Source organism: Halosimplex pelagicum (assembly GCF_013415905.1).
In the GTDB taxonomy this organism is placed as follows: domain Archaea; phylum Halobacteriota; class Halobacteria; order Halobacteriales; family Haloarculaceae; genus Halosimplex; species Halosimplex pelagicum.
In genome coordinates, this window is the sequence record NZ_CP058909.1 from 2,935,757 (window position 1) to 2,948,959 (window position 13,203).

At 64.0% G+C, this 13,203-nt stretch carries 10 protein-coding genes; 3 read left to right on the forward strand and 7 right to left on the reverse strand.

The genetic code is table 11. From position 1 onward, the window contains the following. Positions 1-473 precede the first annotated feature (473 nt). Complete coding sequence (locus HZS54_RS14690; protein WP_179917860.1) at positions 474-2,747, forward strand: hypothetical protein; 2,274 nt, start codon at positions 474-476, stop codon at positions 2,745-2,747. 89 nt (positions 2,748-2,836) lie between these two features. Here HZS54_RS14690 and HZS54_RS14695 read toward each other — a convergent pair whose 3' ends face one another. The 3 genes from HZS54_RS14695 to HZS54_RS14705 are packed head-to-tail and all read right to left on the reverse strand — an operon-like array spanning position 2,837 to position 4,993. Further along, a complete protein-coding gene (locus HZS54_RS14695; RefSeq protein ID WP_179917861.1) occupies positions 2,837-3,679 on the reverse strand; it encodes a helix-turn-helix domain-containing protein in 843 nt (280 codons plus the stop codon). A 1-nt stretch (position 3,680) separates the two neighbouring features. Then, positions 3,681-4,118, reverse strand: a complete 438-nt coding sequence (locus HZS54_RS14700) for a hypothetical protein (RefSeq protein ID WP_179917862.1) — start codon at positions 4,116-4,118, stop codon at positions 3,681-3,683. After that, the gene (locus HZS54_RS14705; protein WP_179917863.1) at positions 4,115-4,993 is read right to left on the reverse strand and encodes an HTH domain-containing protein; all 879 of its coding nucleotides are present in this window, start codon (positions 4,991-4,993) and stop codon (positions 4,115-4,117) included. The genes HZS54_RS14700 and HZS54_RS14705 overlap by 4 nt, the downstream gene beginning before the upstream one ends. 273 nt (positions 4,994-5,266) lie before the next feature. Here HZS54_RS14705 and HZS54_RS14710 point away from each other — a divergent pair, with 273 nt between their 5' ends. Beyond that, on the forward strand, positions 5,267-6,313 hold the full coding sequence (locus HZS54_RS14710; RefSeq protein WP_179917864.1) for a tyrosine-type recombinase/integrase: 1,047 nt from the start codon (positions 5,267-5,269) through the stop codon (positions 6,311-6,313). A gap of 543 nt (positions 6,314-6,856) precedes the next feature. Here the strand turns inward: HZS54_RS14710 and HZS54_RS14715 are convergent. After that, complete coding sequence (locus HZS54_RS14715; RefSeq protein WP_179917865.1) at positions 6,857-7,105, reverse strand: hypothetical protein; 249 nt, start codon at positions 7,103-7,105, stop codon at positions 6,857-6,859. An 87-nt stretch (positions 7,106-7,192) separates the two neighbouring features. On the opposite strand from HZS54_RS14715, the gene HZS54_RS14720 reads away from it, so the two are divergent. Continuing rightward, entirely contained in the window at positions 7,193-8,116 is a 924-nt protein-coding gene (locus tag HZS54_RS14720; protein WP_179917866.1) for a hypothetical protein, read from the forward strand. 63 nt (positions 8,117-8,179) lie between these two features. On the opposite strand, the gene HZS54_RS14725 is transcribed toward HZS54_RS14720, so the two are convergent. The 3 genes from HZS54_RS14725 to HZS54_RS14735 all read right to left on the reverse strand — a co-directional run bounded on the left by HZS54_RS14725 (position 8,180) and on the right by HZS54_RS14735 (position 13,127). Then, complete coding sequence (locus HZS54_RS14725) at positions 8,180-8,422, reverse strand: DUF7127 family protein (RefSeq protein ID WP_179917867.1); 243 nt, start codon at positions 8,420-8,422, stop codon at positions 8,180-8,182. A 92-nt stretch (positions 8,423-8,514) separates the two neighbouring features. Next, positions 8,515-10,608 carry a type II secretion system F family protein gene (locus HZS54_RS14730; RefSeq protein ID WP_179917868.1) on the reverse strand — a complete coding sequence of 698 codons (2,094 nt, stop codon included), beginning with the start codon at positions 10,606-10,608 and terminating at the stop codon, positions 8,515-8,517. Further along, positions 10,605-13,127, reverse strand: a complete 2,523-nt coding sequence (locus HZS54_RS14735; protein WP_179917869.1) for a type II/IV secretion system ATPase subunit — start codon at positions 13,125-13,127, stop codon at positions 10,605-10,607. The genes HZS54_RS14730 and HZS54_RS14735 overlap by 4 nt, the downstream gene beginning before the upstream one ends. Between the last annotated feature and the right edge of the window lie 76 nt (positions 13,128-13,203).

Sequence of the window (13,203 nt, forward strand, 5' to 3'; positions counted from 1 at the left end):
GTTTTCTCGCCTTGCGCGGGTGTCTGCCGTCTGGCGGTTTCGGCGAGGGAGATCGGCCGCTACACTCGACCGAACAACTGCCTGCGAAAGCCCGCGAGCGAAGCGAGCAGGAACGTGGAGGTGGGCATGGCGCGGCTCTGCCGCGCCGGGAGCGGTGGGCGGGAGTTAGGACCGAGCGTAGCGAGGGACCGGCGGGTACAGGCCGGCCACCGGCGGATGGCCGGGATTCTTCCTGCGGTGCGGGTGCGGTGCTGTCGGCGGGTTGGCGCGAGGTAGCGGCGGCGTGCCATGCGACGGAGGGATCGTCGCATGAGTGACGGCGCGATCTGGGTGGCGAAGTGTTGGGAGTGCGGTTGGGTGTCCCCGAATTGCGATACCGAACAGTCGGCCCACTACTGGGTCGGTTTTCACGCTCTTGAGGCTGGTTGTCCGATGAATACGGTTCGGACTCTCCGAACCTCGGAGGTGTCGGCATGAGCGCGGAGTCCGGTGGCTCTCGGCCCCCACAGGCTAACTCCGCGCCGGCCGATACAGACGCCGAGACGCCGAAATCCGAATCGCGGTGTGCAAAGAATCTGGACGAGTTGCCCGACCCCACAGAGAAGGTGCGGGAGTTTCTGGACGAGTTCGGCGAACGGGCGCACGTACCGTTGTCGGAAACGCATGGCCGCGCGCTCCGGGCGGAGTGTGTCGAGGAGGAGCGCGAGGTGAGCAAGTACGTCACGGAGTCGGGCGCGGAGGAGTCGGTCGAGGAGGTGGTGGAACGGCGAGCGGTACCGCTATGGCGCGGTGTCGCGGAGATGTTGGACTGGCATGAGGAGTACCACTGTTCGACGCTCCGGTTAGAGTACGGGACCGAACGGGACCCTTCCCACGAAATTCTCGATATAGACTTAGAGAACAGTTGGTTCGCGGCGTATCAGGAGCAGGAGCGGGCGAAACTGAAAGCGTTAGAACGTGAGACGTGCGGATATGAGACGTGCGAGGAGTGCGGGACGCGGTGGTGCCAGGAGCCGGACGACCATGCGACCGAACACGTCGCCGGCCGGTTTGAGGAGCCGGCGGTGGTGCTGACGGGCCGCACGGCGTCGGGGGCGGGCCGGCCGCCGGTGGATCATGCGAGGGCGATAGCGGAGGCATGGACCGACGGCGAGGTACGGCGGTCCCTGCGGTACATCCTCGACGAAAAACTCGGCTTGGAGAGCGACGAGTGGGTGCGGTGGACACAGGGAGAGCCACACCCTGGCGACGGTGAGAATCGCGGGTATCACCATGCCCACGACATTATCATCCTCGACGCGGCGGGGGCGAGCGAGGAGGTAACCGCGGCGACGTTTCGGACGATGATAGAGGCGCACGTAGCGGACTGTGAGGGTGCAGGGCCGCGAGCGCACGATCTCGACGCGAGCATGGAGGAGTGGGAGTCGGGCGAGGTCGAGACGGTATCGGTGAAACACGTCGATGGTGAGATAGAGGAGTCGGTAGCGTCCTACGCGGCGGCGTACCTGGCGAATGAGTCGGTGGATCTCCTCGAACGGGAGCCGGAGTACCTGGCGTGGGCGGCGACGATGTGGGCGACGGAGACGCAGAAGGGTATCAAGTCGGAGTCGGCGAACCATGCGATAGAGGCGGATCGGTGCGAACACGAACACGCGACGGGCGAGCAGGACTTAGCGCATGGTGAGGAGGTGACGAAAAAGCGGTGTCGGTGCGCGGAGCAGGCATGGGGGCCAGGCTGTCGGCGGTGTGACGGGCGCGGGTATCACGTCGTCTGTATGGCGTGCGGTTCGCCGTGGGAGATAGAGCAGACGCAGACGCTCGCAGAGGCGCGCGTGGGGGCCGAGAGCGTGGCGGCCGACGGTGGACGGGTGGACGGGACACAGACAGCGGAGGAGTCGCGCGAGGAGGAGCTACGGTCGCGGTGGCCGTCGGCGCGGTCGGCGGCGTCGGTGGGCGGGTCGGTGGCGGTGAAAGAGTGCGATCACGAGGAGCCGAACCAGTGCCCGCTCTGCGCGGAGTCGGAGCGGGACGTGGCGAACATGACGCCGGTACCGGAGTCGGCGAGCGCGCCGGAGTCGCCAGAGTGCGTGGTGGCGGGCTTCGAGCGGCCCCCACAGTGGCGAGCGAAAGCCATCATCAGGGACGGCGAGGAATTACCGGCGTCGGGTGGTGGGACGGACACGCGCCCGCTGAAGTTGGGGGGCGCGCCGGAGGTTGTGGCACGGATGGCGCTCCGTGGGCCAGGCGTCATCAAATGCTTCGGGTGTGGGATGACCTACGACACGGTGGCGGAGTACGTATCGCACGGGTGCGAGGGTGGCGTGGTGGGCGTCGGGTGGATGGTGCAGAGAGAGGGCGCGCCGGAGGTATCCTGTCCTGAGTGTGATCATAAGTGGCGGGCGAACCCGTCGGCAGATACGGCAGTGTGTCCGCGATGTAGTTCGGAGGGGTCGCCTGAGAGTCCGCCGGAGGTGACGGTTCCGAGGAGTGTGGGGAGAGAGCCACCGGCCGAGGAGTCGCGCTTGAGCCGCGAGCGGTTCCTGGCGGCGCTCCCGGATCGGGTACTACCTGGCGAGGGTGAGGAGTCCGACGGCGGTGACGATCTCGGCGGTGGGGGTGAGGAGGAGCTGGGCGAGCAGGTGGTGCGGTACGTCGAGGAGCATCCAGAGGAGTCGGCGGTAGCAATCGCGGGCCGGTTCGGGTTGTCACCGGCGGCGGCCGAGGAGATTGAGTCGGTGAGAGCGTAGTGGTGTGTGGCGCGTTGGTTGTCGGTTAGGGTCGCTCTCAGACAGGTGTATACATAGTACGGGTGTCCGCCGACAGACGACGACGCCAATCAGTCGCCAGATTCAGAGAGAATATCGCCGACTCGACTCCGGCTTAGACCGACTGCATCGGCCAAATCCTGCTGGGTCATGTCGTCGGAGTTGCGGTACATCTCACGAAGCATTTCGTCGCGTTTCTGTCGGCGGGCGTCCTCGGCGGCTTGTTCGGCATCCTTGGCGGCGTCCTCGGCGTCAACATAGCCTTTCCCGTCGTCGCCTTCGCCCCGGAGTCGGCGGCGTTTCTCGCGGGTGAGGTAGTCGTAGGTATCGGAGAGTTCGCCGGGAAGGTCGCCAGGCCAGGTAAGTGTTCCCCAGTCATGGGTTTGCTCGTGGCCAGCGAACGGGTTCCACTTGACGCGGAACATCTGACTTTCGCCGAGTTCGCGCGTGAGTATCCAAATGTCGCACATAGCACGAATATCCTTATCGACTTGGTGGACACCGGGTGCGGTGAGAAAGAGGTACTTCTGTTCGACGCGCCCCATGCCGATAATGGAGCGCATAGCCTCATTGACGCTACTCATGCTCCGGCGGTTTGACACCTCACCCATAGCCTCGTCAAAGACGAGCGAGGAACCGGGCGGTTCGCGGGTATAGGCGTCGGTAAGTTCTTTCGCGGAGAGGCTGGCCTTGTCCTCGGTGATACCGTCCTCGGTACGGTCGCACGCGGCGGCGAGACGCATAGCGAGCGTGGTTTTGCCTTGCCCACGTTCGAGGTCCCACGACGCTACCAGCACCGTGAGATCGCGGTTTTGAGCCACACGCTTGCGGTACAGTTTTCCAAGCGGATTCTCCTCGCTGAGCGTGGGATAGTTCTCGATCTCCTCGCTTGGGGAGTCCTCGGCGGTGGCCATGTCACACCTCCCACTCGTCGGAGTCGTTGTCTTCGATGAGTGGTTTAAGGTCGGCGAGGAGTCGGTTACATTCCTGAAAGATGATATTGTGGTGTTGGTAGGTAACGTCGGCGTCTTTGCCGTGTCCGAGGAGCCTGGCATATTCTTCGAGAGTGTCCCAGGGTACGGCGTCGGGGAGCGTGGTGTCGAGGTCGGCGTCCGTTGCGGGTGGGAGGAGTTCGGACGCATAGAGCGAAACGGCGTCTGCGAGGTTGAGTTGTTGTCGGCTATGGTCGCTGCTGCTGTTGAACCGCTCGATGCTGTTGAGTGTGTCGTGGACGTTGCGACGAGCTTTGTGGATCTCGCGGAGCCGCTGGGAGCGGTGGTAGTCGTCCGGGTCGGCGAGTGCGAGAGTGTCGTCCTCGATCTCCTCGGTGTCCTCTTGGTTGTGCTGACTCATATGGGATCAGGCTCCTCAGAATCCTCTTTGTGTTCCTGTGGCTGCGGTCGGCTCTGTGGCTGAAGATTCTCGGGATTATTCTCCTCAGAATTCTCCGTGTGTTCCTGTCGCCACTCCTCTACGTCTTCAAGCATTTCGCGTGTGATCTCAACCGTTGGGATCTCTTTCCCTTCTCCCTTCGGGGAGATCCAATCCACAGAAACATCTTGGAGAAAAACTGCGTTGTCGCACGCCTGAAGGAGATAATTCTTCACACCAGAGGCAACTAACACGCTCCGGTTACTGCCGTCGGATTCTATCGTGTGCCACTTTGTTCCTAAATTAAGCTCCAAATCGTAATCGTCGGGCCAGCTTATGTGCCTAACAGGGACAGTAGGTTTTTCGTAAAGTTCTCCAGTTATGAGCGCTTGAGTCTCATGATCTCCTAACTCCTCATCATAGATTTTGTCCCGTTTATTTTCCCACGTGAACCGACGGAATATACTCCAATAGCCAGGTTCCCCTTCGATCCATAGTTGGACTTTATCGCCTCCTTCCGCCGGGCCATCATTTGGATGGATAGCTGTCCAAGGTTCGGTGTGTAGACCTACGAATTTGTCTGTATATTCCTGTTTAATGCTCTGGCGGTGCTGTTCTTCGATACTACCGCCCGGGAGAGTTTCTACACCAGGGACGTAGTAAGCCGTCGCTTGTCCGACACTGAGGGAGAACACCTCTCCGGATTCATCCTCTAACTGTTTCAGCCGAGCGTGTGCCGTCTGACGGGTTATATCGAGTTGTTCAGCAACGGTGGAGCTTGTCCATACCGGCTGGCGGCCGGATCTGAGGAGTTTGATGATCTCCTCGTCGGTAACGCTACGCCGTGAATCGGCCATAATGGGTATTCGGTTTGCCATGTGTTTTACCTTACGTCGCGTTGTGTTTTACGCGACGTAATATATAGTACGCTACGGTAGATTAAAGGCGTTGGGGTCGTTAGTGGGTGCTAAGCGCGGCACTCTCGGGCGGAGCAAAAATGGCTCTGACGGGAGTGAAAAATCGGCCGGAGAAAGCCGGCCACAACCGATGAACGTGACATTCAGACGTTGTGGCCGTCGCAACGTAAGGTTTTGCTTTTCTCCGGTTCGGTGGCGCGTGGGAGTTCGCCCATGTCACGAACGAACGAGGCCGGCGACGGCCACCGAGTGGACGAATCGGAGTTAGAGCCAATTGAACCGAGCGAGGCTGTGGAGATGTATCTTCAGAACCGAAAGCCGGAGTTGTCGGAAAAGTCGGTGCAGAATCATACGTATCGGCTGGATAAGTTTGAGCGGTGGTGTGCCGAACAGGAAATAGAGAACCTAAATCACCTCACCGGCCGCGATCTGCACCGATACCGGAATTGGAGAGCGCGGGACGTTGCAACGGTAACGCTGGTTGGTGAGCTGCGGACACTCCGCGTGTTTCTGGAATTCTGCGCCTCTATCGACGCGGTGGAAAGCGGACTCCGCGAAAAAGTCCTCATACCCTCGGTGAGCGACGAGGAGGAGTCGAAGGATGTTCATATCGAACCGGAACGGGCCGAGCGAATTCTGGAACACCTAAATCAATTCCAGTATGCGAGCCGCGATCACGTTGTTTTCGCTATTCTGTGGCACACTGGGTTCCGGCTCGGAACACTCCGGGCGCTCGACATAGACGACTTCGACACGGCGGAGCCGTGTCTTGAGGTACGCCACCGGCCGGAAAGTGAGACACCACTAAAGAACGGAGAGGCGGCCGAGCGGTCGATTGCTGTCAGTGATCACTATCGGGCCGTCATTGAGGATTACATCAAACACAACCGCTATGACGTTACCGACGACTACGGCCGTGAACCGCTTATTACGTCGGAGTACGGGAGACTCACCGGGACAGCGATCCGGACGGCGATCTACCGACTCACTCAACCGTGTACCTACGGCGAATGTCCGCACGACAGAGAGCCGTCGGACTGTGAGTATACGAATTACGCGCAGGTGAGTGAGTGTCCGTCGTCGCTCTCACCGCACACGATCCGTCGGGGTTCGATCACTGCACACCTTCGCGAAGGGACGCCGGGCGAGGTCGTATCTGAGCGGATGAATGTCTCGGCTGATGTTCTCGACAAGCACTACGACGAGCGTACCGAGCGCGAGAAAATGCGGGTTCGGCGCGATTACCTGGAGGGGCCGTAACCATGTCCAAGTCGGTCGAGGGAGAAAAGGTCGCCACTAGGACAACAGAATCGGGGAGTGGTGTTTCCCTATTCAATAGTTTCGGTGCGATAGCGGCGCTACAACTCGAAACCCGGCGAGTCCACTTCCTTCGTTCTTCGCTGCGCTCGACCTCAGTCAGCGAACTCGCCGAACATCGCAGAATCTCCGATTCTGCTCAATCCCGGCGAGTCCATACCACTTTTTCCGGCGGAGAGTTCCTCGCGCGCCGGAGGCGCGCTGCGGGAATCCTCCGTCTGCGCACGGCGCTTTGCGCCGTTCGCATGTCCGAGGGACCTCCGGTCCCTCGCTACCGCAAAAACTTGGGGAAAAAGGCCGGCTACGTCGGTCGCTTCGCTCCCTCGTAGCCGGTGAACCGCTCGCCGGGGGCGAGCGGACGCTCGGACCGCACCGCCCAGCACCGCACCGCCCAGCACCGCACCGCCCAGCACCGCACCGCCCAGCACCGCACCGCCCAGCACCGCCCAGCACCGCTACCCCCGACTGTATTCGAGAGGCGACGACTCAGTTCCCGGCCAGCCAGTCGGGCGACTCCTCGTAGGTGTCGGTCGCGTCGGTGGCGGCGCGCTCGTCGGCGGCGTCGACGAGCGTCTCGACCTCTTCGCGCGTGCCGTCCGGTCGCCTGTACAGGTACCACTCCACGAGCTCCTCGCGGCTCGCGTCGTCGAGCAGCGCGTCGGAGACCCGGGTCGACCACAGCACGTAGCGGTCCGGCGCGCGTCTGTACACCCGCAGGTCGAGGTCCTCGGCCATGGTTCGACGGCGGTAGGGGTCGGATCGGCTTCATCCCTCGTATCTCCCGCCGAAGGCGTATTGTGTCGCAACTCCGTAGTGGGAGTGATGCGCTGGGGCCTCGTGGCCGTCGCGATAGCCGTCCTCGTAGCCGGCTGTAGCGCGGTCTCGTTCGGCGGCGACGGGCCCGCAGCCGGGCCGACGAGTACCGTGACGCCCGTTCCCGTCACCGACAGCCCGCAGCCGACGCGGACGGTCGCGGGGGAGCGCCCACCGGGCGTGAGCGTCAACGGGACGGTCGACGCCGAGGCGCTCGTTCGCGCCCACACCGAGTATCTGGCCAACCAGACCTACACCTGGTCGGTGAGAGAAGACGCCAGCGACCCCGGCGACGGGTTCGTCCGGCGGGTCGTCGTCGGGAACGAGACGTTCTCTCTCTCGCAGGTCCAGGGGGAGCCCCGGCGGAACGCCTCGCTGTACGTCAACGAGAGCGGCGGGTTCCTGCGGGTAGTCGAGCCGGAGGGAACCCGGTACGACCTGCTCAGACTCCCCGGGCGGCCCGCCGACTACGTCTTCGCGACCGTGTCGATCCGGCAGTTCCTCGGCGACCGGACGGTCGCGGTGTCGACGGTCGACCGGCGCGGTCGCACCTACTACCGGCTCCACGCCACCGGCGGGCCCGCCCCGGGCGCGCTGGGGCCCGCGGAGGCGACGATCAGCGACTTCAGCGCCACCGCCTACGTGACCAGAGAGGGGTTCGTCCGGTCGCTGGCCGCCGAGTACGACCGCGTCGTCGACGGCGACAGCGCGCGCGTCTCGATACGCTACGACTACAGTCGCCTCGGCGAGTCGACGCCGTCCGCGCCCGGCTGGGTCGAGAACGTCACCCGTCGGTCGACGCCGGCGCCCGTCGACCCCGACGCGACGCCCGAGCGGACCGCTACGGCCGAACGACCGGGGACGCCGAACGGCACCGTCACGGCCACCGACGGACCCGAAGGGTCGGCCGCCACGACTACCGCCGGCGGCTGACCGACGGGCTCGGCGGTACTCGACGGGCGCGGACTCGGGGAGCGCGGAGCGCGACCGCCCCGTTCAGGACCGGAGCGTCAGCATTCCGTCGTTGACGGACAGGTCGGTCACCTCGGGCGGGATCTCGAACTCGAACTGGCGGTCGCCGGCGACGACGATCGCGGTCTCGCCGACCGTGTCGAGTTTCGCGTCGGCGCCCTCGCCGAAGTCGACGACGAGCGTCGTCTCGCCGTCGGACTCGCGCCGCGTGATCGCGATGCCCTCGTCGTCGGCCGCCGCCGAGCGGAGCGTGCTGGGTGCGTCCATGGATTGGGTTGCGCCCTCGCGCGCCTAAGCGCTGTGCCGGACGCTGCAGGCGGCGGCGCGTGTCGGGCGGCGGAAGTCGAAAACGGCCGCGGTCAGGACATCAGCGTGACGACGTACCAGACGATCAGCGCGATCGTCGGGAGGATGACGGCGAACTTGACGCCCGACAGCAGGCTCACGTCGCGGATGTAGCCGGCGATGAACGACGACAGCAGCGCCTGCAGGACGACGGCGTGGAAGAACAGCACCGAGAGGATCTGCGTGTTGACGCCGCTGAAGCTACCGCCGGGCACACCGCCGGCCGAGCCACTGGAGGTCGTCTGGGTCGCCAGGTCGGCCATGACCGTCAGGAACCGGACCTTCAGCAGCGCCATCACGCCCAGCAGCGTGAGGTAGGTCATGATGATGATGACCATCTGCATCCGGGCGCGGGACTTGCGTTCGAGGTCGATGTCGTCCTGGTTCTCGGAGGCCTGGGCGGCCGTCGAGAGCACGTCCTGGATCTGGCTGGAGGCCTCCTGGGCCTCGCTGATGAGCTTGACCGTCCGGGCGAGCCGGGGGATGTGATAGCGGTTGTTGAACTCCCGGAGCGCGTCCTTGAGGCTGGTCCCGTAGTTGACCTTGGCGTGCATCGTCTCCAGCTCGTCGGCCATCCGCCCCGAGGAGGTGTCGGCGACGACCCGGATCGACTCCAGCAGGGTCATCCCGGTGTCGTTCGCGCTGGCGAGCTTGCGGAGGTTCTCCGAGAGGTTGCCGATGACGCTGCGTCGGGTCCGGAGGTTCCACTCGTAGAAGACCGCCAGCGGGAGGAGGTTGAGGTAGATCGGGACGTACACCCACATGAACGTCCCCGTGATGACGGGGTACACCCAGCGCTTCGTCGGGTCGTTGAGCCCCTCCGGCACGTCCCCGCCCTGGGGGACGACCAGTTCCGAGATCGTCATCGGCGCCATGTGGAAGATGACCACGACCGCGAAGAAGGCGATCGTGATCGGGATCGTCACGCCGAGGACGTACAGCGGGTTGTCGCGGAAGAAGATGTGGGGACGCTTGAGGATCTGGGTCGCGCGGTAGGTCCCCTCGCGGCTCTTGATGCGGTCGAAGACGCCGTAGCTCCCGGTGTACCCCTCGACGAGGCCGAGGTTCAACAGCCCGTCATCGGCCTCGGAGTAGGTCTCGTCGCCGCGGTCGGGTTGGAGGTAGCCGTCACCGATGGAGTCCTGCGTGACCGTCGACGTGAGCACGAGGAAGCCGATGCCCGTCAGCGGGATGAGTCCGTACACCGTCCCGACCATCATGTTCATCTTCGACCCCGAGGACATCATGCTCATGATGACGGTGATGATGATGAGCAGGAGCGGGAACAGCGAGAGGGTCATGTACATCTCGCCGAACAGCTCCAGGGTGTCCAGCATCTTCTCCTGCTCCTGTCTGGCCGTCCGCATCTGCTTGTCCTTCTGGTCCTCGAGGAACGAGGTCATGTCACCGCCGGAGTCGACGATCGACAGCATGTCCGTGAGGAACTGGCTGAGCTCGTCGCTCGGCGTCTCGATGGCCTGATTGCGGATCGCCGTCCGGTAGTCGGTGTCGAAGTACTCCGTCTCCAGCACCAGCGACTGGAACTCCTTGGCGACCTCGCCGTAGGTGTCGTCGGCCTGGGCCATCGCCTGCAGGATTTCGAGCTGGTTCAGCCCCCCCACCGAGAGGGCGTACATGAACGCGACCGAGTCCGATAGGAGGACGTTGATCTCGCGTTTGCGCGAGTTCGACCGGAAGTAGGGGATCGACACCAGCGAGCCGAACCCCATACCGAAGCCGATGGCGCCGAAGACGAGGCCGGAGACGAACACGATCGCCGGCACTTTCAGCGCCAGCACGACCGGCTCGATGGCGTCGGGGATCCGCAGCCCGAGCAGCGGCCCCTCGGCGAGGCCGAGCATCTGGACGACGAGGAACCCGAGCAGCATGCCGAGCAGCCAGAGCGTCAGCCCGGCGACGGTGCCGACCGCGAGCGCCCGCGAGATGTACATCTCGACGTTGTCGCCCATCCGGGCCTCGGCGAGTTTGGCCTCGATGCCGGAGACGAAGTCGCCCTCCTCGTCGAACAGCGCCTGGTAGAGGGGGTAGAACGTGTCCCCCACCGTGTTGGCGCCGCCGAGTTGCTTCGAGGAGCGCCCGAGACTCATGCCTCGTCAGCCTCCGCGCCGGCCGCCGGGACGAACTCGCTGAAGTCGATGTCGTCGTCGTCGTCCTCGCTCTCGACCGGCGTGATGTCGGTCTCCTCTTCGTCGACGCCCGAGCCCGTCAGGGCGCTGACGATGTCCGAGGTCTCCTTCTCGCGGAAGCGCTGGAGCAGCGGCTGGGCGTTCTCCAGGATGCCCTCGGCCTCGTCGAGCATCTCCGCCGGCGGGTCCGGCCGCGGGACCATCTCCTCTTTCTCGGGGTCGATGTTGATCTTGACCGACTCCATCTCCCGGAGGTCCTCCAGCGACCGCTCCAGTTTGTCCTCGGCGATGAGCGCCATGATCGTGTCCGGGTCGTTGATGAAGGCCTGGACGGCCGCCGCGACTTCCGTGTAGGTGTTGAGGTTCTGCTCGATGAGGTAGGCGAGGACGACCTTCCGCATGAACAGCTCCTCGTCGAGGCGCTCCTGGGTCCACCCGCGGTCGAACTTCAGCTCCTCCAGCGTGTTGGAGTTGCCCATCTGGAGGAACTCGTCGGTCTCGGCCTGCCACTCGTAGACGTCGCGGACGTTGATCTCGTCGTGTTCCGCGGAGTACTCGTTGATCTCGGTGAGGTTCTTGTTCCGGCGGACCTTGTTGCCGTCGACGCGGGTCTGGGTCTGGATGGAGACCAGGTCCAGCGCCGTAAAGAGGGTCTTCGAGACGTTGATCGGCTCGGTCGTGAACCGCTTGATGACCTCGCCGACGGTGTCGGCGTGGAAGGTAGAGTAGGCGGTGTGGCCGGTCGACATGACCTGGAAGAGGTCCCGACCTTCCTCACCGCGGACCTCGCCCATCACGATGTAGTCGGGGCGCTGTCGCAGTGCGGCCTCCAGCAGGTCGAACTCGTCGACGTCGCCCTTGTCGTCCTCGCCGAAGGAAGGGCGGGTGACGCTGGCGACCCAGTTACGCTGGGGCAGTTCGACCTCGCGCGTGTCCTCGATGGAGACGATCTTCGCGTTCGACGGGATGAACAGCGAGATGGCGTTCAGCGAGGTGGTCTTCCCCGACGCCGTACCGCCGGCGAAGATCATCGACTTGTTGTTCTCGATACAGAGCCAGAGGAACGCCATCTCGTCGAGCGAGAAGGTGTTCCAGTTGATGAGGTCGACCGGCGTGAACGGCACGTCCTTGAACTGACGGATGGTGTAGTTCGTCCCGTGGTCCGACACCTCCTCGCCGAGCGTCAGCTGCGACCGCGACCCGTCGGGGAGGGTGGCGTCGACCTGCGGCTGGCGCTTGCTGATCCCCTTCCCGGAACGCTGGGCCAACTTGACGACGAAGTCGTCGAGCTCCTGTTTCCCGTGTTCGACGTTCGTGATGATGTTCTCGTACTCGGTGTGGTAGACGAACACCCGGGAGTTGTAGCCGTCGCAGGAGATGTCCTCGACGTTGATGTCGTGTTTGATCGGGTCGATGCGCGCGTAGCCGATGAAGTCGCGCTTCAGGCGGTAGAGTAGCTTCTCGACCTGGTACTCGTTGAGCGTCTTCGGGTCGTCGCCGACGACCGCCGGCTCGGGGCGGGCCTCGATGCCGTCGAGCTCGCCCCCCTGGGTCTCGACCTCGATCTCCATGCCCAGCGCCCCCTTGAGCTGGTCCATCATCCCGAGGTCGCCCTGCTGGCCCGGCGTGTACAGGTCGTACCGTTCGAGCAGGCGCTCGGTCTCGCGCTGGATGACGCCGGCGCGGTCGGCGTCGGACCCCTCGACGACCACCTCGTCCTCCGAGTACTTGATCGCCGATTTGAGCTTGCCCGAGAGGAAGCCGACCAGCTGGGACTCGATGTCGTTCTGGTAGGGCTCGATGGCGTAGTACTTCTTCTCGTTCTCCTTGCGCGAGTGGAAGATGATCACGCAGGCGTACGGCTTGTTCACCCAGTAGCGCTCGACCTCGACGAAGTGGGCCTTCTTCTCCAGCGGCACCGCCTTCTCGAGGTCGTAGCGGTTGACGACCGTCGAGTGGCCGTCGACCGTCGAGAAGAAGGCGTCCTCGTCGAGGTCGGGGTTGACGTCGATGGTGCGCTCGTCGACGACCGACGCGAGCCGTTCGGCCGCGTCCCCGCCCCGGCTCAGTCGCCCCTCGGTCTCCTCGGGGTCGAACCCCAGATACTCCTCGGGCTCGAACGGTAGCTTCTCCCCGTCGCTGTTCCGGGGGATCTCGCCGTCCTCGTCGTAGTAGTACTCCTGTTTGAAGTGCTCCCAGGTGTAGCGGTCCTTGACGACGAACGACCGCTCGGCCTCGATGCGCTCGTCCCACGCCTGTTCGAGCGTCTTGGCGGCGCTCGCGGCAGACTGGAGCCGGTCTTCGACGTCGACCGGGTCGAACCCGAGGTACTCGCTGCGGTCGAAGCGCCCGCCCGTATGCACGTCCCGGCGCAGGTCGTTCCACGTGTACTCGCCCACGGTCGCACCGTCCCCCGAGAGCCGCTCGCCCCCCGACGCGACCTGGTCAGATTCGTTGCCCCCCGTGCCATCAATTGCCATTACAGGCTAACTGCTAGTAAGACGGAAAAAGCTTTACGCCCAAAGGTAGCCAACCGATAATCACCGTCGACCGCCG